Source organism: Streptococcus parasanguinis (genome assembly GCF_009717775.1).
Classification (GTDB): domain Bacteria; phylum Bacillota; class Bacilli; order Lactobacillales; family Streptococcaceae; genus Streptococcus; species Streptococcus parasanguinis_AG.
The window spans coordinates 546089-567292 of record NZ_WMZF01000001.1 but is presented as its reverse complement, the minus strand read 5'-3'; the positions used below and the strand labels follow the sequence as shown (position 1 = coordinate 567292).

Below are 21204 nucleotides of genomic sequence, written 5' to 3'. Positions count from 1 at the left end.
TAGGTTCAAAACTAAGTCATGGAACTTCGTAGAAGTTCGCTGACGTCCGTACTCACCTAAGGAAAGTTTTTAATATGTCTTTATCTTCAATCTAAGCATTTTCAGATTTGAAAATGCTTTTTTGGGTCTAAAAAACATCTAGCAAAATTGCTAGATGCTTCAAAAACCACTATTTTTTAAACGTTTAGAACCTTATCCAAGAATTCTTTCAAGCGTGGGTGTTGTGGGTTGTCGAAGATTTGGTCTGGTTTACCATCTTCGAGGAATTCACCGTCTGCGGTGAAGATGACGCGGTTGGCTACTTGGCGGGCAAATCCCATCTCGTGGGTAACGATGATCATGGTCATGCCTTGCTCTGCCAACTCTTTCATAACGTTCAATACATCTCCAACCATCTCAGGGTCAAGGGCAGAAGTAGGTTCGTCAAAGAGCATAATATCTGGATTCATGGCGAGTCCACGGGCAATGGCCACACGTTGTTTTTGACCACCGGAAAGGCTGTTCGGATTGGCATCGGCTTTATCTGCGAGTCCAACTTTTTCCAACAATTCCATCCCGACTTTTTGAGCTTCTTCACGGGTCATCAGTTTGTGCTCTACTGGCGCAAACATAATGTTTTCAAGGACGCTCATGTGAGGGAAGAGGTTGAAGTGTTGGAAGACCATCCCGACATTTTCACGGACCAAATCGACATTGGTTTTTGGATCGGTTAGATCATAGCCATTTACGGTAATTTGACCTTTTGTAACTTCTTCGAGGAGATTGAGACTACGAAGGAAGGTCGATTTACCAGAACCGGACGGTCCGATAATACAGACTACGTCCCCTTCGTAGAATTTTGCTGAGATTCCTTTTAAGACCTCATTTTCACCATAGTATTTGTGGAGGTCATGGACATCAATTTTTAATTTAGCCATTAGTTAACCTTCTTTTCTAATTTTTTCGCAAATCGTGTTAGCAAGGTGATAATCACGAGGTAGAAGACGGCAAGGATCGCATACATCTTGAAACTTTGGTAGTTTCGAGCGATGATGATCTTACCAGTTTGGAAGAGTTCTACCAATCCGATCGCAGACACAATAGTTGTATCTTTCAGGGCAATGACGAATTGGTTAACAAAGTTTGGAAGCATGAGTTTGGTTGCTTGTGGCAAGATGATCTTACGCATGGTCTTGCCATAAGAGATTCCAAGGCTTCGGCTGGCTTCCATCTGTCCAATCGGTACAGCTTGGATCCCCCCACGAACAATTTCTGCAATATAGGCAGCAGCATTGAGAGAGAGTGCGATGGTACCTGCGACAAAGTCGTTGATTGGGGATTGATGACCTGTGACAGATTCAATCAAGTTTGGAATTCCCCAGAAGATGAAGGCGGCGAGGATCATGAGTGGGATCCCACGAATAACATCGACAAAGATCTCAGCAGTCCAGCGAAGCCATTTATAAGGGCTAACACTAAACATCCCAAAGATAACACCGATCACCATAGCAATGGCGAAAGAGAGAAGGGCAAGGGCAAGAGTGACACCCAAACCACTTAACAATTGTTTGTAGTTGTTTTGAAGCAAGCCCCAGATCGTTGTTTCATCTGCTGTTGTACTTGAAGTACTTGACTTGCTATCTGCTTTAAGGTATTTATCGAGGATCTTTTGGTATTGGCCGCTTTTCTTCAAGTTTGCAAGACCGTTATTGAACATTTCGATCAATTCAGGATTTTCACCCTTTTTAACAGCAAATGCTAGTTGACCACTTGGAGTTCCTTTGATAGGTGTTTTGAATTTACGTCCTTGTTTAATGGCGTATTTGATAACAGGTTCGTCATCCATGATCGCTGCAACAGAACCAGAATTCAAACTGTCATACATAGAAGCTCCGTCAGAGAACGTTTTGATCTTGTAACCATATTTCTTTTGGTTTTCTTCAAGGAAGTTTTGTGAGGAAGTACCGTTTTTAACACCGACTGTCTTTCCTTTTAGGTCATCATAAGAATCAATCTTGCTACTTTCTTGAACGGCTAGAATAGAATTGGCTGTGTAGTATGGTTCAGAAAAATCAAATGTTTCTTTCCGAGCATCTGTTACGGTCATCCCTGCGATCATTCCTTGCGCATGGCCGGATTGGACATCACTTACTGCTGCGTCAAATCCAGGATTATTAATCTCGATGGTAAATCCTTGGTCTTTGGCAATAGCCTTGATCAAGTCCATATCGATCCCTGTGTATTTGTTTTTTCCATTTTGGAAGACAAATGGTGCAAAGGAAGAATCACTTGAAATGCTATATTTTGATTTTTTAGGAGTTGCTTTTTGACCAGCAGGAGTGGTGGTTTCTGGAACGGCACTGTTACTTGATGATTGGCTTTCACCTGTCCATTTTTTGATGATCTCATCAAGTGTTCCATCAGCTTTCATTTGAGCGAGAGCCTTGTTAAATTCAGTGATTAACTTTTCATGATTTCCACCTTTTTTAACACCAAAGGCAAAGCCACCGACTGCTTCCCCGTCCATATTGATAGCTAGGTCCTGACCCTTTTGGATGGCGTATTGAATAACAGGTTGGTCGTCCATCACCGCATCGACCGCACCAGCTGATAAACTGTTATACATGAGATCACCAGTATCAAAAGTCTTGATCTTGTAGCCGTACTTGTCCTTGTTTTTATCGAGGAAGCGTTGGGCTGCAGTTCCGTTTTTGACACCGACTGTCTTCCCTTTTAATTGGCTGTACTTCGTGATTTTGTCAGCTTTCGTAGTCGCGATGACAACTTTTGTATCATAGTAAGTATCAGACATGGTGAAGACTTTTTCACGTTCTGTTGTTTTGGTCATTCCGGCCATGATGGCATCCGCTTGACCAGCTTGAACTGCATTGACTGCTGCATCAAATCCAGGGAAGGATTTGTCCAAATCCCAGCCGTTGATTTCAGCGACCTTGTCTAAGATCTCTACGTCGATTCCTTTATAGGTTTGATCTGAATCCTTAAATTCAAATGGTGCATACGCTGTATCGAAAACGACCTTGATCGTTTCAGCATGAGCATGACCAGCGAATGCAACGATTGGAAATAAGAAAAGCAAACATGCTAGTAATTTTTTCTTCATTTCTGTCTCCTTTAAATTCTTTTCTCTTAGGGGATTTGACCCATGAGCACATTGACCAAAGGATGGCCTAAAAAAAACAAATCATTCATACCAAAACGAGTATGAATGGTCTTATGTTTTTCTACAAGAGCTATTATATCAGAAAAGACGTTGCTTTGCAAGAAAAATCCGGTTTTCATGTTAGGTTTTCTAACACGAAACGATATTGCAGCTCTAGATTTTCTTTGCTACAATGGAACTATCAGATAAATGGAGGTTGATCATGAAGAAAGGAAAGATGATTCAGGATATAAAAACTAACACCTCATGGCCAGTTCTTATTTCTACACTATTTTATGTATTATTAGCATCTCTCTTTATAGAAGGAGGCCTTTGGATTGGTAGTGAACTTGTGGGGCCATTTTCCTTAGTGATAGGTTTTCTAGTGGAGTTCTTTTCGCCAGGAAATGGGACAGCAAGTATTCAAGAATTTTTCTACCATTATCTTCTCTATTATGAGCTTTTCAGTTTTGTAATCATACTATTTCTCTTTATTTTTTGGGTGAAGGTCATAGAGAAGAATGCTTTATCAAGCTTAGGCTTTGTAAAAAGAAATTGGCTCAAGTATCTAGTCTGGGGGATCATGATTTCACTTGTTCAAATGGGAGTGATCGCGCTTGTCTACCAAGTAAGTGGCATAGGGTCTTTTGTGTTAAATGAGCTGAGTATAGACCCCTTGCTTTTTATCCTAGGATTATTTCCATTTTGGCTTCTGCAAGGGGGGACTGAAGAAGTGGCGACGCGAGGTTGGCTTCTGACTCGGATTGCTGCAAGAACTAATCTGCCTTTCGCAATCGCGATTTCTAGTAGTCTCTTTGGCATTCTGCATATGGGAAATGCAGGAGTGACCTTCTTATCCGTTCTGAATATCATCCTCGATGGAGTACTGGCTGGTCTGCTTTTTATCTATACGGATAGTATCTGGCTAGTGGTCGCCCAACACGGAACTTGGAACTATGTACAAGGAAATCTCCTTGGTTTTCAAGTCAGTGGCACAGGCGCAGATGCGTCTATCTTTAGTTTTACCATGGGAGATGGACCTGACTGGTTGACCGGAGGGGCATTTGGAGCAGAAGGATCAATCATCACCACCCTAGTTCTTCTTGTATCCCTAGTGATTGTATATTGCTTAGGGGAGAGGAAAGAAAAGTTTGTTGACTAATCTCTGTGTAATGTCTGAAAGTCATATATGAAAAAGACAAACACCAAAAATGACGTTTGTCTGCATTCTGAGCCGAACACATAATGATGAGTTCGGCTTTTTCTATATAATAATGGGAATGATTAGCTTGACTTGTGCACCATTATGAATATTTTCTAAATGCATAGTTCCATTATGAAGTTTCATGACGCGTTTCACGAAAGATAAACCAAGTCCAAAGTGACTTTCTTGAGAGGGTGTTCTTGCTTGGTCCTCTTTATAGAAAAGATTTCCAGCATGTTGTAAAACATTTTTTGAAAAAGTAGATTGATTATTCCATATAGTTAGAACTAATCGATTATTTTCTTGTGACATTGTTAGTTGGATCTTTGCATCATTTTCTTTTTGATGTTGTATTGCATTATTAATAATATTTGTGATTGCTCGGAAAAATAGATTGGAATGAATGGCAATTTGTGTCGATGAAGTTACTGTGTTAGTAAAAACAAAATGTGTATTTCTAGGGAGTAAAGGAGTAATATGTTCCTTCAATTGATGAGTTACTTGTTTAATTGATATGTTCTCAAGTTGAATATCCTGGTCGTAAAAGGTTTTGGAGTATTGGATAAAGTGGTTAAAATAATCGTTTAACTGAATACTTGCTTGCTCAAGATCTTTTAGACATTCCATTACTTGAGGTGTTTGTTTGGTAGATTGTAGGAATTCAGCATTTCCTCTGATGACGGTTAGAGGAGTTCGAAGATCATGTGCAGCGCTAGATACTTGAAACATGAGTTCTTTTTTTTGTTCTTTTTCATTTTCAATCCTATTTTTTATATCAGATTGCATTTTTTCGATCAGATCATTTGTTTCAATAAATTCTTTAATCTGCAAATGGTGATGTTCATTTTTTGTGAAATATAGACCACTATGATAAACCATATTCATTTCTGTTTGAATCTCAGTTAATAATCGTCTAATATTTATTACAATGATAAAAATTAAAATGATGCAAAGATAAATCCAAGAACTGACGCTAAAAAATAAAGCAAAGCGATTGACATTTTTCTCATTAATTCCAGATACAGAAGATAGAAGAGCTGGAACTATGTAAAAAAGTATCAGACATAGAAGAAATTGCCACATGATTTTAAGGTAGGTACGCTTAATGAGTTGCTTGATTGTCAATTCTTTTTCCATTTGTATCCTCCTCCCCATACTGTTTTGATGGGATCAATTTGATGAATCTTAAATTTTTGTCTGATTTGATAGATGTATTCAGTAATGGATCGTAGTTGTGCATCAGAGTCTACAGGATAGAGGTAATTGTAAAGCTCTTCTATACTAAATATTCGGTTTTCATTTTTTGCTAAAAGATAAAGTAAATCAAACTCTCGCTTAGTTAATGAAATTCTCTTTGATTGATAATAAACTTCTTGACTATCTCGATAAAAAGTTATATTTGAATCCATCTCTTCTTTAGAGGCATGATGTGATCTTTCTTCTCTACGAAGATGCATTTGAATTCTTGCAATTAATTCTTTAATGCTGAATGGTTTTGTGATGTAATCATCTGCCCCAGCTTGAATTCCTTTTAGTAAATCTTCTTCAAAATCTTTAGCGGTTAGAAATAGGATTGGAGTAGTAATTTGTGAACGAATGGAACGACAGATTTCTAAACCAGAAATAGGCATCATGACATCAAGTAAAATTAGATCAAATCCAGTAAAGTCGCAGATATTGATTTCTTCTATATATTTACGAGTTTCCACGTGGAAGTTGTTGGCTTTTAATGCATTCTCTATTAATCGTAAGATTTTTTCATCATCGTCAATGGCTAAAATTTTATACTTCATAGTTCCTCCGATTATATGTGCATATTATAGCAAATCTAGAATGCAATTTGTTAGAAATGAAGAAAATAATTATTCTGATAATTTCCTGATTTTCTCCTGTTATACTTGCTCCAAGTGAAGGTGGAATTTCACTAAAAGTTAGAAAGGAAAAAGAATGAATGATAACAATTCAAAAGCTACATAAGGAATATAATAATAAAATTGTCCTTCAAAACGTGTCTTTCAAAGCCAAGAAAGGTGAGATTACCGGATTGATTGGACCGAATGGATCTGGAAAATCAACTTTAATTAGAATTTTACTTGGTTTAGAAAATAGTCAAATGGGAATGGCTTTGATCGATGGCAAAAAATACTCTCAATTGGGGGATAATCCTTTTTGTATTGTTGGATCATTCCTAGATTGTTGTCAACCTTATCCAACAAGAACCGGATTTCAGCATCTTCGGTGGATTGGCTTGGCTTGTGGCGTTGACAAAAATAGGTGCAACGAATGTTTAGAGTTGGTGGGGTTAAGTGAAGCTAAAAATAAAAAAGTAAAAGACTATTCATTAGGAATGAAGCAACGTCTTGGTTTAGCAACAGCCTTATTAGCAAATCCTGACATCTTAATTTTAGATGAACCAATCAATGGACTAGATCCAGAAGGAATACGCTGGGTACGCAATTTTTTGCAGTCTTTTGTCAATGAAGGTAAAACTGTATTAATGACAAGTCATTATATGAGTGAGTTAGAATTAACTGTAGATCATCTGGTTGGTATTTCTAATGGGAAAATTGTTATTGATGCTCCTACCAAAGACATTTTGAAACAGTTTGGATCTTTTGAGGAAGCATATTTTAAGGCGCTCGAAGGGAAAGAAGGTGAATAGTATGTTGAAGCGTTACTTTTTTAGTGACCTTTATAAATATAGTAGTTTACCTACTTTTAAAATTACTTTTTTTCTTATTTTAGGAGTCAGCATATTTTTTTCAATTCAAAATATCCAGGTGATAAATGCTTTAGTGGAAGGAAATGGTCAAGCAGTTAACCTTGATCCGTCTATGTTATCATCTAATCCAGTCTATACAGTCAGGGATGCTCTTTTATCTTCCCCCTACCAAGCAAGTGTTATTTTCTTACCAATCTTGGTTTCACTTGTTTATTCAACCCATTACCAATTTGGTGATGATAGTTTTACTCAGTTATTGATTCCTAACTGGAAAGTTCGTCTTACTGGGTTTATTGCAAGTTCGATTGTCCTATCGTTACTCTCTACTTTAATATTTTCTATAGTAAACGCTGTTATTTTATTCGTTTTTCTAGATTCAACTCTAAAGAATTTTTTAGAATTGACATTGTTTTTAGATGTCACGGTAAGGGTTATGATATTTGCAATCGTTCTTACTTTATTAGCTTTACTTTTCGTAATCGTAACGAAAAAATCAATGACTGCATTAATTGCAGACGTTTTATTATTGGTAATCACCTTATCAGGTATTCTAAGAGGAATTTCCTCTAAAATAGAAAATCTATTGCCTTTGATTGGAGCAAAGTCATTTGCATTTGGTAGAATTGAAGGGACTCAAACGAGCCAATTGTACGGCTTTACACTTTTAGTAGTAGAAGGGATCTTGTTCTTGGTGTTCATAATGGTTGTAGAAATGATTCGAATGAGGAGGAAGAATGGCAAGAATATTATTTAGTCTTATCGTCAAAAAATATAGTTTAAAACCCGTAAAGTACCAGATAGCTATACAGTCACTTTTGATAGGTTTTGTGTGTCTCTTCGGTGTGTTACCAGTTTCAATCAATGATACTGTTGTACAATTATCTATAAAGCAAGCTCTTGTTTTTGCCTCAATGCTCTCTGTTAGTATAGGGTGTGTTAATGTATTTGTTGAGTTACAATCACACGAAACAAAACTAGTTTATTTGGTAAGTGGAAAAAGGATCTTAAGTTCAATTCGGATCCTGTTCGTAGAGTTATGTGATGTAGTACTACAATCAACCTTTTATTTCATTGTATTGCTTATATGGTTTCATTTTTTTAGTAGCGAAAATGGTGTCAGTTTAGAAATTTTCAGCTTCTATTTGATTGGCTCCATCCAATACTTTTTGATTTCTTACTTCTTAAGTTATTTTTTCAAAAGTCCAATGGGGAGTTTAGCTATTTTATTGCTATTTCCTATTTTAGTACAACCATTCATAGAAAGAGTAGTGGAACCATTGACTAGTTACCTATTTTATAATATTGTTGCAGATACCATTTTAGGGAGAGCTTCCTATTTGCAACTCTGTACTTACGTTATTGGATTTGTATGTTCACTTGGAGCAACTCTCTACTTCTTGGTAAGGAATCAAGAAGTTAAGTAGTAAATAAAAATGATACTGATGAGCAAACTTTTCTAATTTTGGGAGAGTGGGACAGAAATCGGTCATTCGTTAGAATTCGATTTCGTCGTCCCACCTCCGCACAGTTGAGTAGGGCTGTAAAAGTTGATGAAATCAGCGTAGTAGAGCCCACTCAACCACTGCGTCTTGCTCGACAATCCAAAAACAATTAAGAGGCTATGACTTTTGTCCCAGCCTCTTGTTACGTATTGCATGGTTTTAGAATAAAAGACAAGACTTTCGAAGTAATTGCGAGAGTCTTGTTTAGTTTTTATGCTAATGAGTGTCCAATTAATTAGATTGTAATTCGCTCATGTACCAATTTAATAGATCGTTCTGTAACATGTTGTCTTCCCTCTTCATTCCTCATCTCAGAGAATTCTAGTGATTTATGGTAAAATAAGGTCTATATATGTGAGGACAAAGAGATGATTAATCGAATTACAGATAACAAATTTAAACTTGTATCCAAATACCAACCGTCTGGGGACCAACCGCAGGCCATCGAGCAGTTGGTGGATAACATCGAGGGTGGTGAAAAGGCCCAAATCTTGATGGGGGCAACTGGTACGGGGAAGACCTATACTATGAGTCAGGTTATTGCCCAGGTCAATAAGCCGACCTTGGTCATTGCCCACAATAAAACGCTAGCAGGTCAGCTCTATGGGGAGTTCAAGGAATTTTTCCCTGAAAATGCTGTCGAGTATTTCGTCTCTTACTACGATTACTACCAGCCAGAAGCCTATGTGCCATCGAGTGATACCTATATTGAAAAAGATAGCTCGGTAAATGATGAGATTGACAAGCTACGTCACTCAGCAACCTCCGCTCTTTTAGAACGAAATGACGTCATTGTAGTTGCGTCTGTTTCATGTATCTATGGGTTGGGTTCTCCCAAAGAATACTCGGATAGCGTGGTGAGCCTGCGCCCAGGTCTCGAGATTTCTCGCGATAAACTGCTGAACGACTTGGTGGATATCCAGTTTGAGCGCAATGACATCGACTTTCAACGGGGGAAATTCCGTGTCCGTGGAGATGTAGTCGAGATTTTCCCAGCTTCGCGTGATGAGCATGCCTTTCGAGTCGAGTTTTTTGGCGATGAGATTGATCGTATCCGTGAAGTTGAAGCTTTGACGGGTCAAGTCCTTGGTGAAGTAGACCACTTGGCTATTTTCCCAGCCACTCACTTCGTGACCAATGATGACCATATGGAAGTAGCCATTGCCAAGATTCAGGCGGAACTAGAAGAACAGTTGAAGGTTTTTGAAAAAGAAGGCAAGCTCTTGGAAGCCCAGCGCCTGAAACAACGGACCGAGTATGATATTGAAATGCTACGGGAGATGGGCTACACCAATGGGGTCGAAAACTACTCCCGTCACATGGATGGACGGAGTGAAGGAGAACCTCCTTACACCCTTCTTGACTTCTTCCCAGAAGATTTTCTCATCATGATCGATGAAAGCCACATGACTATGGGACAAATCAAGGGCATGTACAATGGAGACCGCTCACGTAAGGAGATGCTGGTCAACTATGGCTTCCGTTTGCCATCTGCCTTAGACAACCGGCCGCTGCGTCGTGAGGAGTTTGAAAGCCATGTCCACCAGATCGTTTATGTGTCTGCGACACCAGGCGACTATGAGATGGAGCAAACCGATACCATCATCGAGCAAATCATTCGTCCGACAGGTCTACTCGATCCCGAGGTGGAAGTGCGTCCGACTATGGGACAAATGGACGATCTCTTGGGTGAGATCAATGCACGTGTAGAACGTGGAGAGCGGACCTTTGTCACCACCTTGACCAAAAAGATGGCAGAAGACTTGACCGACTACTTTAAGGAAATGGGCGTCAAGGTCAAATACATGCACTCGGACATTAAGACCTTGGAGCGGACGGAGATTATCCGTGATTTGCGTTTGGGTGTCTTTGATGTACTTGTCGGTATCAACCTTCTTCGGGAAGGGATAGACGTACCAGAAGTCAGCCTAGTTGCCATTCTCGATGCGGACAAGGAAGGATTCCTTCGTAACGAACGGGGACTCATCCAGACTATCGGTCGTGCAGCCCGTAATAGCGAAGGTCATGTCATCATGTATGCGGATACCATGACCCAGTCTATGCAACGTGCGATTGATGAAACGGCCCGGCGTCGTCAGATCCAGATGGCCTATAATGAAGAGCATGGCATTGTGCCACAAACCATCAAGAAGGAAATCCGTGACCTGATCTCTGTTACCAAGGCTGTGGCCAAGGAAGAGGATAAGGAAGTGGATATCACTAGTCTCAACCGCCAAGAGCGTAAGGAACTGGTCAAGAAACTGCAAGGCCAAATGCAAGAAGCCGTCGAAGTGCTTGATTTCGAGCTGGCAGCGCAAATTCGCGATATGATGTTAGAAGTCAAAGCCTTGGACTAGTAGGAGGGAAGAATGAAGATTTTAGTCATCAACGGGCATCCGGATAAGGAAAGTTACTGTCAGGCTATTTTTCAAACCATTGTCGGAACTATTGACTCAAATCGCCACGAGCTCCAAGTGATCAGTCTCAATGAAGAGGACTTTGATCCGGTTCTTCGCTACGGCTATCGAAGGCGGATGGAGGAAGATCCCTTTATCCTTCGTTCTCAAGAATGGATCCAGTGGGCGGATCACCTGATCTTTGTCTATCCCATCTGGTGGAGTAGTATGCCGAGCCTCCTGAAAGGTTGGATCGATCGGGTCTTTACACCGGGGATTGCCTACTCGGCTAATGACCAGGGCAGCTTTATCTGGAATTACCTCAGAGGCAAGCAATTCAAGAAGTTGCTAAAAGGAAAAACGGCCAGTATTTATGCGACCTCCATGGCGCCTACTTGGTGGTACAAGATCTTTTCAGGCCCTCTCAACATTCCGGATAGTTATGGTATCTCTGTTTTGAAGAATGCCGTCTTGAACCATTGTGGGATTAAAACTAAGCGCGTCTGTATCTTGGGAGAAGTCGGCCGGGATGTGAACACCGCTAGCATGCGGGAACACCATCTCCAAAAGGTAGCAGCAGAAGTGAAGAAACTATTATGAAACAAGATTCTAAGAGACACAAATAATTAAAAAATAGTACAAGGTAAAGAGAAAGACAGATAACTAGACCGATTTGAAAAAAGGGTAAGAAGCTAATGGGGAAAATCCACACAAATGAAAAATAATCAAAGAAAATCAAATACAAAAAAGAATCTATCAAGGAGAGAAAGTTTTCGGTTTTGGATGGATTCGCATAAATTATTAGGCTTCTTCTTGGTATTTGGTCTAATCTTAGGAATAGGAATAGGTATCAATCTTATTTTTAATATTCTTCCTATTCCGTCGCCCTATAGAGATATCAATTATAGTTTTCCATTATATATAAATCTTTTTTGTCTGGTGTATCGATTATTTGACTATTGGTTCCTAGACTTATCTGGGACAAGAATGACAATAAAAAGATATGCAGATTTATTTATTTATCTTAATAGTATCGGTTTAGTGGTCCATCTTTTTATCGGGGTTGGTGGGAAAAATAGTAAGGGGCTCCTGCCTTCACTCTTATCCCTAGATCACAGTTACATTTGGTTTCCTATAGCAACCTATCTGGTCTTTTTTACCGTGTCTGCTTTAACGATTTTGCTTATGAAATATATCGAAACAAAGAGGAATAAATAATAGAAAGGAAATTTATGTCACGTACAACGCCTACTATACTGTGCAATCTTTGCATGGTCGAAGATCTTGAAAATGGGAAAGTAGTCCTCCAATACCGCTCACCTGAAAAGACTCACTGGGCTGGCTATGCTTTTCCAGGTGGCCATATCGAAGAAGGAGAAAGCCTTGTAGAATCCGTCATTCGTGAAATCTACGAAGAGACAGGACTTACAATTACAAATCCAAAACTGGTCGCAGTCAAAGACTGGCCACAAGATGAGGGCAGCCGCTACATCGTCTTTTGCTACAAAGCGACAGAATTTACAGGCCAGCTCAGATCATCTGAAGAAGGAGAAGTTTCTTGGGTTGAAAAAGACCAATTAGATCAGTTGGACTTGTCCTACGATATGCTTCCTCTGCTGGAAGTGATGGAAGACCCGGATTTATCGGAGTACTATTATCGTAAACGGACAGACGACGGCTGGGAAAAATTAAGATTTTAAGCAAAGAACTAGAACTATCTAGTTCTTTTTTAGCTCTAAGGATTGCCCCTTCGCTTGTATCTGCTTCTTAATTGTAGTATGATAGAGGAGTTGAAAAGATGCTAGAAAAGGTGGCAAGTAATATGAAAGATTTTCACTTTGATGCAATTGCTGCATTTGAAAATTATGAAATCGAAAAGATGAGAGATGGCCATGTAGTGGTGACAACCAAAGTCGTGGAATCATCGCTCAATTATTATGGAAATGCGCATGGAGGCTATCTCTTTACCCTGTGTGACCAAGTTAGTGGGTTGGTCGTGGTTTCTCAAGGGGTCGATGGTGTGACCCTGCAATCTTCGATCAATTACTTGAAAGCAGGGCGTCTGGGGGATGTTCTTACGATCCATGGCGAATGTGTCCACAGTGGGCGGACGACTCGAGTTGTGGATGTCGATATTACCAATCAAGACGGGGCCAATGTCTGCAAGGCAACCTTTACGATGTTTGTTACGGGAGTGAGAGATGAATCCGCACAAGTACGCATTTAAAAACTATATTTTTGATTTTTATGGAACCTTGGTCGACATCGAAACCGATGAGTCGAGTCCCATTTTATGGGATACCATGGCTCAGATCTACCAATCCTACGGGGCAAGCTATACAGGAGAAGGTCTGCGCCTGCGTTATAAAGAGTTGGTGCAACAAGCCGAAGAAGACTTGTCTAAGGAAAAACACGTTGCCTATCCGGAGATTGATCTGACGGTCATCTTTGTGCAATTGTATTTAGAAGGTCATCCAAGTGGGGATAGTGTTGCCCACCTCAAAGAGTGGGGACGTTTGATTGCGCGGACTTTTCGTGTCCTTTCTCGCAAGCGGTTGGAGCTTTATCCTCATACGAAAGAAGTATTAGAGGATATGAAAGCTGCAGGTTGCCGAATCTTTCTTTTATCCAATGCCCAAGCAGATTTTACCAATCCGGAGATTGATTTGGTTGGTTTGAGAGAGCTTTTCCATGCCATTTACTTGTCGTCTGACGCAGGTATTCGCAAACCTCAGCCAGAGTTCCTCTTGGAAGTCATCAAAGAACACCAGTTGAACCCTGAGAAAACGGTCATGGTGGGGAATGACTTTACGACAGATGTCGCTGTTGCCCAAAGTATCGGGATGGAGAGTATCTTGATCAATACCTTCCCCTACTCTGATGCTGAACTGCGCGAGAAGAATCAAGCAGGTGTACGCGTGATTCGAGATATTCAAGAATTGCAGGAAGATTGAGAAATATCATCCATGTAGGGAGGCCAAGTCGCCTCTTTTTTTCATGAAAATGCTACAATCGAGCAGGATTTGTCAAATTTTCGCTTTCATGGTATACTATGAAAGTTAATTTGAATAAGGAGATAAAAATGAATAACTTACCAAACTGTCCAAAATGTAACTCTGAATACGTCTATGAAGATGGAGCGCTCTTGGTGTGCCCAGAGTGTGCGTATGAATGGAACCCAGCTGAGGTCGAAGAAGAAGAGGGTGTCGTAGCGATTGATGCCAACGGAAACAAATTGGCTGATGGCGATACGGTAACCTTGATCAAAGATTTGAAAGTGAAGGGTGCACCGAAAGATTTGAAACAAGGTACGCGCGTGAAAAACATCCGTATCGTTGAAGGAGACCACAACATCGATTGTAAGATTGATGGCTTTGGTGCAATGAAACTCAAATCAGAATTTGTGAAGAAAATCTAAAGAAAAGTACACAAATTAATAGAGTTGTTTAAGTTTATAATGGAACTTTCCGCTGTGAGAAAAGTACTTGAAACAGTATTGATTCAAGTACTCGGGAGTTTTGAAACTTTAGGTTCAAAACTAAGTCATGGAACTTCGTAGAAGTTCGCTGACGTCCGTCCTCACTTAAGGAAAGTTCCTGATTAAACTGAAGGGGCTACCCCCTTTTCTTTCAGGAGAATACTATGAAATTCAAATTATTATTTAGCTATCGTTTTCTATTATTTATCTTAAGTGTGCTCGGTGTTTATCTGCAACTGACTAAGCATGGTGGCTTTGGCATGATGCTCTATTACACCATTTTATCTAACATGTTGGTCATGTTCTTTATGGGAGACATGGTTTGGCGCATGGTTCGAGGTCGTTCGACCCAGACTCAGGGTTACCTTCGTATGAAAGGCGCAGTTACCATGTCCATTATGATCACCTGTGTCATCTACCACTTTATGTTGGCGCCTATCGCGACACCCGAGAAGTTTTATCGTTTGGAAAACTTCCTTTGTCATTACATCGTTCCTTTGATGTTCTTCTTTGATACCCTAGTGATTGATAAAGCCAAGCAATACCGTAAGCTCGATCCTTTCTTTTGGACCTTGATTCCACTGGCTTACATGCTCTTTGCCCTTCTCAATGGTTTGGTCTTGAAGTGGCCAATTCCAGGTGCAAAAGATAGTCCCTTTGCCTATTTCTTTATCAATGTGAATAAATACGGCTGGGCTTTTGTGGGCAAATGGGTGGTGATCATCTTTATCGCCTACCTCTTGGCTGGCTATGTGCTCTATGGGATCAAAAATATCAAGCGAAAATCGGCTGTTTCTTAGTAAAAACCGAACATTATTCAGACGAAAAGTCATGTTTTTAAATTTTTTTGAAAAAAGTTGAGTTTTTTCTTGCATGTCATTTGAAACTGTGATATAGTTATCTCAATTAAATAAATCCTTTAATCCTGTCCCGTGAGGCAGGCAAGGAGACTGTGAAAAACAATGGCTAGGACCATAGGGCGAGACTCTATCCTCTTAGACCATCCATTTGCTGAACCTCCTTGAAAAAGGAGGTTTTTCTTTTACAACTAAGGAGGACTGAATGAAAACCAAAGAAGTCGTTGATGATTTGACGATGAAACGGGCCATTACCCGGATCACCTACGAAATCATTGAACGAAACAAAGATTTGAGCCAGATTGTGCTGGTGGGGATCAAGACGCGTGGTGTTTACATCGCTCGCCGGATCCAAGAACGCCTCTCTCAACTGGAACAAATCGATGTCCCTGTAGCAGAACTAGATACCAAGCCTTTCCGAGATGACATGAAGGCGACAGAAGATACAACGGTCTTACCAGTTGATATCGCTCATAGAGAAGTCATTTTGATCGATGACGTCCTCTATACAGGTCGCACGATACGCGCTGCCATTGACAATCTGGTCAGTCGCGGTCGTCCTGCTCGAGTGAGTCTTGCGGTTCTCGTCGACCGTGGGCATCGGGAGTTGCCGATTCGTCCGGACTTTGTTGGGAAAAATATCCCGACAAGTAAGTCAGAGGAAATCATTGTCGAGATGGTGGAGCTAGACGGTCAAGACCGCGTCCTCATCAAAGAAGCTTAAACAAATTGTAAATTATTTGCATCCACATTATAAAAGGAGAATCAACATGTCTGAAAATCAAATCGCTCTTAAAAACCTTGTCTCAATGGAAACTCTTACCAATGAAGAAGTAATGGCATTGATCAAACGTGGGATTGAGTTCAAAAACGGAGCTAAAGTAGCCTACGAAGATCAACACATCATCTCAAACCTTTTCTTTGAACCTTCAACTCGTACCCACAAAGCCTTTGAAGTGGCAGAGTTGAAATTGGGATGTGATCTCCTTGACTTTGATGTGAAGACAAGCTCTGTGAACAAAGGGGAAACACTTTACGATACTATCTTAACCATGTCAGCTCTTGGAGTAGATGTCTGCGTCATCCGTCACCCTGAAGTGGACTACTACAAAGAATTGGTTGAAAGCCCAACGATCACAGCCTCTATCGTCAATGGTGGGGACGGTTCAGGTCAACACCCAAGCCAAAGCCTGCTTGATTTGATGACTATCTACCAAGAATTCGGTCACTTTGATGGCTTGAAAGTTTGTATCGCTGGGGACTTGGATCACTCACGTGTGGCAAAATCAAATATGCAAATCTTGAAACGTTTGGGAGCAACCCTCTACTTTGCAGGTCCAGACGAATGGAGAAGTGCGGAATTTGAAGACTATGGAAGTTTCGTCACTATCGATGAAGTCATTGAAGAAGTAGATGTGATGATGTTCTTGCGTGTGCAACACGAACGTCATGATTACGAATCACTCTTCTCTAAAGAAAACTACCACCGTCTTCATGGCTTGACTCAAGAACGTTATGACCGTATGAAAGATACAGCGATCCTGATGCACCCAGCACCAGTCAACCGTGACGTTGAAATTGCGGACCACTTGGTAGAAGCTCCTAAATCACGTATCGTAGAACAAATGACCAACGGTGTCTTTGTCCGTATGGCCATCATTGAAGCCGTCCTTAAAGGTCGCGGTGCAAAATAAGATAACTGACAATTCATTGAAAGGAAAGGAAGAGGACAGAGTAGACAGCTACATGGAATCTGACTTTCCTTTTTTTGAGGAACTATGATAAAATTGGATTAGTGTAAAAGAAGGGAGGGGTTCGATGAAACGATTATTGGTCCTAGAGGATGGGACTGTATTTGAAGGAGAAGCCTTTGGTGCAGACTTATATGTGACTGGTGAATTGGTCTTTACGACAGCCATGACAGGCTATCAAGAATTGATCACGGATCAGGCTTTTAGTGGCCAGATCCTCTCCTTTACCTTTCCAGTTATTGGCGCAACAGGGATCAATCGGGACGATTCTGAATCCATTACACCCACTTGTTTGGCAGTAGTGGTTCAACATCTGGTGGAGATGCCGAGTAATTGGCGACAGCAGATGACCTTGGATGAATTCTTGAAGCGAAAAAAAATCCCTGGTATTGTAGGGATTGATACAAGACAGGTAGCAAAAATTGTCCGCAAGTATGGACGGATGAAGGCGACTGTCATTAACAAGGGGGATTCGATCGAGCATATCTTAGATCAGTTGCGAGCGACAGTCCTTCCCAAAGACCAAGTGCGTCAAGTCTCGACAAAAACGGCCTATGCTGTACCAGGTTTTGGAAAGAGTATTGCCTTGATTGATCTAGGGGTCAAGCACTCTGTCTTACGCCAGCTGAGTCAAAGGGACTGTAATGTGACAGTTTATCCCTATGATATCTCTTATGATGAACTGATGGAACAGCAACCAGATGGGGTTATTTTATCCAGTGGGCCTGGCGATCCCCATCAGGTGAAAAAACTCTGCCGCTTGATCAAAAAGCTCAATGGTCAAATTCCGATCTGGGGCATGGGCTTGGGAGCACAGGTACTGGCTCAAGCTTATGGAGCGGAGCTAGCTCCCATGGAAGTTGGACACTTCGGATTAAATATTCCTGTTCGTGAAATTGCGACAGGAAAAATTGAGATGACTAGTCAAAATCACTTGTATAGTATCGCACGCGATAGCCTACCCCATGATTTATTGGTCACGCATGAAAACGTCAATGACCATAGTATCGAAGCTTTTCGCCATCGTTACCAACCGATTTTAGGGGTTCAATTCCAAGTGGATGCGAGTCCAGGGCCAAGGGAAAATCTCTATTTTTACGATGAATTTTTAGAATTGATTGATGCCAAAATTCACGAAAGTAGAAGGGAGAAGGAATGATGAAAGAAAACCAGAAATTGCTTCTCCTATGTGGAGATTCTTATCAGGATATTAGCCTCTTGGCTGCGGTAAATGAAGTACAAAAACTTAATGCCAAGGATGGGAATGCTCTTGTCCTTTATCTGGGCGAAGAAAATACTATCACACAAGAAGCTGGAGAACAGGTAGTAGTCAGTAAGCTCAAGCTGGATGCTCTTAGGACGACTCTTCTTTCTTATACTGGATCTCGCTTGCTTCTAGCTTTTGCGGATAAACAGATTTTAAACCTCTTATTTCGATTGGAAGAAACTGGATTTTTCAAAGACGCATCGATCATGATTATCGGACCGAGCCTCCAACGTTATCGTAGTTTTTATCAGCAGGCGGATCAACGACGCCTCTTTCAAGAGCTGGGCTATCAGGTACCCGCTTCTGCCCTGGTCGGTTCTGTTCGAGAAGCCATCGAGTTTTCTGAAGGCATTCAATTTCCCATTATGATCTGGCCGGTAGCGAGTAAGCAAGGGCAGGGACGAAAAATTGCTCATAATCTAGATGACCTGTGCGAAGCAGTGGAAACGGGACTTTCAGTCTCTCCAAGTCAGCAGTGTTTGCTAGAGTTTTCGACCTATGGCTTTAAGGAATTGGATTTTGTCGTCATGCGCGATCGCGAAGACAATCACTACCTGGCGGCCTCTATTGAAAGCATTGATCCTGTCGGGATCCACTCTAGTGACTCTTATCAATTTATGCCAGCTGTCACCCTGACTGACCGGGAGTTTCAAAATCTTCGTGAAGCAGCGATCCACATCAGTCGCTATTTGAAGCTGACAGGAGCCATTTCGATCAAGTTTGCTCTAGATCCGACGAGCTATGCTTTTTATATCCTAGAAGTTAATCCATTTGCTTCAGACAGTATCTCAATGGCCTCTATGGGCTTGGGCTATTCCTTATTTGAGCAAGAAGTTCAGCTACAATTAGGGCGATCTCTCGAGCATTTGCCTCACCCTTTATTAAAGGATCTAAAGGCCGTTTACGAACCAAGTTTGGACTATATCTTCTTTAAGATCCCGATTTTTTCTGATGCTGCTAAAAATGCCCGCCTCAATACCCAAATTCACTCTTATGGGGCAGTTTATGGATTTGGGAAGAGAATCGATGAAGCTTATCAACAAGCCCTAGAAACCATTAAAGATAAGAACTTGCTGACCATCCTTCCTGAGGAAATGAGCGATGATGAATTAATCCAGAAAATTGCTCGTCATATGCCACACCGGCTCTTCTATATCTTAGAAGCTTTAAAACGTGGTTTTGAGTTTGAGGAACTCTTGGATTTGAGTAAATTAGCACCTGTTTATTTGCAGGTCTTGGCCAATCTAGTGGAGTTAGATAAAGGAGTAGAGGCTGAGACAAGTCCAGCCTTTCTTCCGGTTGAACCATCAGCTGGCTTATATGAGGTCAAAGCGGGAGCAGCCTATTATCTGACCCAAAACGGAACCAATGAATCATTGGCTTTGGAGGCTGCTTGTGTCTTGGTGGATGATCTAGAAATCTGCGATGAGAGTTTTTACCAAAAGGTGCGAAAGAAGGCTAAAGAGCTGAAAGAAAAAGGACAACAGGTGATCTTACTCACAAATCGTCCTTTTACAGAATCATTGGTAGATAAAGTCTATTATCTTTCGATCAATGAGACAAGCCTTCGCCTGATTCAGAAAATTGATCAGGTCAAAGATATTGTCAAGCTTTCTAATAGACAATAAAGGATCCGGACAACCTATCCGAATCCTTTTTTTGTTTCTTATTTTTTGGTCACAATACCGATAATGGTATCAACTGCGCGTTCCATGGTTTGGAGACTTACGTATTCAAAGCGACCATGCATGTTTTCTCCACCGGCAAAAATATTTGGTGTTGGAATTCCCATAAAGGAAATTTTAGATCCATCTGTACCACCGCGGATCGGTTCAATGATTGGAGTGATACCAAGATCTTCCATGACTCCCTTAGCAAGGGTAATCGGCGTCATATCTTTTGCAATCACTTGCTTCATGTTGTAGTACTGATCTTTGAGGGTGAGGAGAACGCGTTCGCTACCGAGCTCCGCATTCATCTGATCGGCAATAGATTTCATGAGGTCTTTGCGTTTCTCAAAGCTTTCAGTTTCAAAGTCCCGAATGATGTAGCTGGCACTTGCTTCCTCGACAGTTCCATCGATGTTCATCAAGTGGTAGAAGCCTTCATAGCCTTCGGTTAATTCTGGACGTGCTCCTTCAGGGAGTTTGTTATGGAAATCAATGGCCAATTGAAGAGCGTTGATCATTTGACCTTTGGCTGTACCTGGGTGGACATTGCGTCCTTTGAAGGTAATTTCAGCTCCAGCTGCTGAGAAGGTTTCGTATTGAAGCTCCCCAAGAGGTCCGCCATCAACCGTATAGGCAAAGTCTACGTCAAAATCCTCTGCATCAAATTGATCTGCCCCAACTCCGATTTCTTCATCGGGACCAAAGCCGACACGGATTTCTCCGTGTTTGATTTCAGGATGAGCTGTCAGGTATTCAATAGCTGTCATGATTTCAGCGATACCTGACTTATCGTCTGCACCCAGAAGAGTAGTACCGTCAGTTGTGATCAAGGTTTGTCCCTTGTAGTTGTTCAAATGAGCAAAATCAGCTGGATCGAGTGTGAAACCAGAGTCACCGAGGACAATGACACCCCCATCATAATTCTCAACGATTTGAGGATTAACATTTTCGGCATTGAAGTCAGCGGTATCCATGTGAGAGATAAATCCAATCTTGCGTGTAAAGCTTGGATCATTAGCTGGAAGTGTTCCAATAGCATAGCCGTTTGGTAAATAGTAGACGTTTTGAAGACCCACGCGTTTCATCTCAGGGATCAAGATGTTTGTTGCAAAATCAACTTGTGATTGGGTACTTGGAGTGGTTGTAGAATTTTCGTCTGAACGTGTGTTAACCTTTACATAGGTAATAAAACGGTCCAACAAATTTTGGTATTTCATA

General features: G+C 40.9%; 21 protein-coding genes. 16 read left to right on the top strand and 5 right to left on the bottom strand.

The window, feature by feature from the left end; all coding sequences use genetic code 11:
• Positions 1–176 precede the first annotated feature (176 nt).
• Positions 177–917: an amino acid ABC transporter ATP-binding protein gene (locus tag GMC92_RS02885; protein WP_045759520.1), complete on the bottom strand. Its 741-nt coding sequence runs from the start codon at positions 915–917 to the stop codon at positions 177–179.
• Positions 917–3100: an amino acid ABC transporter substrate-binding protein/permease gene (locus GMC92_RS02880; protein WP_155199674.1), complete on the bottom strand. Its 2184-nt coding sequence runs from the start codon at positions 3098–3100 to the stop codon at positions 917–919. Before GMC92_RS02880 ends, GMC92_RS02885 begins: the two co-directional genes overlap by 1 nt.
• Positions 3101–3362: 262 nt before the next feature.
• Here GMC92_RS02880 and GMC92_RS10915 point away from each other — a divergent pair, with 262 nt between their 5' ends.
• Entirely contained in the window at positions 3363–4301 is a 939-nt protein-coding gene (locus GMC92_RS10915) for a CPBP family glutamic-type intramembrane protease (RefSeq protein ID WP_173019394.1), read from the top strand.
• Between the two features lie 102 nt (positions 4302–4403).
• On the opposite strand, the gene GMC92_RS02870 is transcribed toward GMC92_RS10915, so the two are convergent.
• Together GMC92_RS02870 and GMC92_RS02865 are read right to left on the bottom strand one after the other, a co-directional pair.
• On the bottom strand, positions 4404–5480 hold the full coding sequence (locus GMC92_RS02870; protein ID WP_070846494.1) for a sensor histidine kinase: 1077 nt from the start codon (positions 5478–5480) through the stop codon (positions 4404–4406).
• Positions 5465–6136 carry a response regulator transcription factor gene (locus GMC92_RS02865; RefSeq protein ID WP_070846492.1) on the bottom strand — a complete coding sequence of 224 codons (672 nt, stop codon included), beginning with the start codon at positions 6134–6136 and terminating at the stop codon, positions 5465–5467. The genes GMC92_RS02870 and GMC92_RS02865 overlap by 16 nt, the downstream gene beginning before the upstream one ends.
• 158 nt (positions 6137–6294) lie before the next feature.
• Between GMC92_RS02865 and GMC92_RS02860 the strand changes: the two genes are divergently transcribed.
• The 15 genes from GMC92_RS02860 (at position 6295) to GMC92_RS02785 (ending at position 19944) form a co-directional block, all read left to right on the top strand.
• The gene (locus GMC92_RS02860) at positions 6295–7005 is read left to right on the top strand and encodes an ABC transporter ATP-binding protein (RefSeq protein ID WP_118095235.1); all 711 of its coding nucleotides are present in this window, start codon (positions 6295–6297) and stop codon (positions 7003–7005) included.
• A 1-nt stretch (position 7006) separates the two neighbouring features.
• Positions 7007–7819, top strand: a complete 813-nt coding sequence (locus GMC92_RS02855) for a hypothetical protein (RefSeq protein WP_155199672.1) — start codon at positions 7007–7009, stop codon at positions 7817–7819.
• Positions 7800–8489, top strand: a complete 690-nt coding sequence (locus tag GMC92_RS02850; protein WP_155199671.1) for a hypothetical protein — start codon at positions 7800–7802, stop codon at positions 8487–8489. Before GMC92_RS02855 ends, GMC92_RS02850 begins: the two co-directional genes overlap by 20 nt.
• A 446-nt stretch (positions 8490–8935) precedes the next feature.
• The gene (uvrB, locus tag GMC92_RS02840) at positions 8936–10924 is read left to right on the top strand and encodes an excinuclease ABC subunit UvrB (protein ID WP_155199670.1); all 1989 of its coding nucleotides are present in this window, start codon (positions 8936–8938) and stop codon (positions 10922–10924) included.
• A 12-nt stretch (positions 10925–10936) separates the two neighbouring features.
• A complete protein-coding gene (locus tag GMC92_RS02835) occupies positions 10937–11563 on the top strand; it encodes an NAD(P)H-dependent oxidoreductase (RefSeq protein WP_155199669.1) in 627 nt (208 codons plus the stop codon).
• A gap of 114 nt (positions 11564–11677) precedes the next feature.
• On the top strand, positions 11678–12181 hold the full coding sequence (locus GMC92_RS10810) for a hypothetical protein (RefSeq protein WP_241672874.1): 504 nt from the start codon (positions 11678–11680) through the stop codon (positions 12179–12181).
• A gap of 14 nt (positions 12182–12195) precedes the next feature.
• Positions 12196–12663, top strand: a complete 468-nt coding sequence (locus GMC92_RS02825) for an 8-oxo-dGTP diphosphatase (protein ID WP_173019393.1) — start codon at positions 12196–12198, stop codon at positions 12661–12663.
• A 122-nt stretch (positions 12664–12785) separates the two neighbouring features.
• A complete protein-coding gene (locus GMC92_RS02820; RefSeq protein ID WP_003016342.1) occupies positions 12786–13190 on the top strand; it encodes a PaaI family thioesterase in 405 nt (134 codons plus the stop codon).
• Entirely contained in the window at positions 13165–13917 is a 753-nt protein-coding gene (locus GMC92_RS02815; RefSeq protein ID WP_155199668.1) for an HAD family hydrolase, read from the top strand. The genes GMC92_RS02820 and GMC92_RS02815 overlap by 26 nt, the downstream gene beginning before the upstream one ends.
• 128 nt (positions 13918–14045) lie before the next feature.
• Positions 14046–14381, top strand: a complete 336-nt coding sequence (locus GMC92_RS02810) for a zinc ribbon domain-containing protein YjdM (RefSeq protein ID WP_003016288.1) — start codon at positions 14046–14048, stop codon at positions 14379–14381.
• 224 nt (positions 14382–14605) lie between these two features.
• Positions 14606–15241, top strand: a complete 636-nt coding sequence (locus tag GMC92_RS02805) for a Pr6Pr family membrane protein (RefSeq protein ID WP_049496284.1) — start codon at positions 14606–14608, stop codon at positions 15239–15241.
• Positions 15242–15503: 262 nt separating this feature from the next.
• Positions 15504–16022, top strand: coding sequence for a bifunctional pyr operon transcriptional regulator/uracil phosphoribosyltransferase PyrR (pyrR, locus tag GMC92_RS02800; protein ID WP_155199667.1), 519 nt, complete (start codon positions 15504–15506; stop codon positions 16020–16022).
• 46 nt (positions 16023–16068) lie between these two features.
• Positions 16069–16992, top strand: a complete 924-nt coding sequence (locus GMC92_RS02795) for an aspartate carbamoyltransferase catalytic subunit (RefSeq protein WP_155199666.1) — start codon at positions 16069–16071, stop codon at positions 16990–16992.
• A gap of 124 nt (positions 16993–17116) precedes the next feature.
• Positions 17117–18208 carry a carbamoyl phosphate synthase small subunit gene (locus GMC92_RS02790; protein WP_155199665.1) on the top strand — a complete coding sequence of 364 codons (1092 nt, stop codon included), beginning with the start codon at positions 17117–17119 and terminating at the stop codon, positions 18206–18208.
• Positions 18205–19944 (top strand): ATP-binding protein, encoded by a 1740-nt coding sequence (locus GMC92_RS02785; RefSeq protein ID WP_155199663.1) that lies wholly within the window; start codon positions 18205–18207, stop codon positions 19942–19944. The genes GMC92_RS02790 and GMC92_RS02785 overlap by 4 nt, the downstream gene beginning before the upstream one ends.
• A gap of 38 nt (positions 19945–19982) precedes the next feature.
• Here GMC92_RS02785 and pepT read toward each other — a convergent pair whose 3' ends face one another.
• Positions 19983–21203, bottom strand: a complete 1221-nt coding sequence (gene pepT, locus GMC92_RS02780) for a peptidase T (RefSeq protein WP_155199661.1) — start codon at positions 21201–21203, stop codon at positions 19983–19985.
• Position 21204 lies beyond the last annotated feature (1 nt).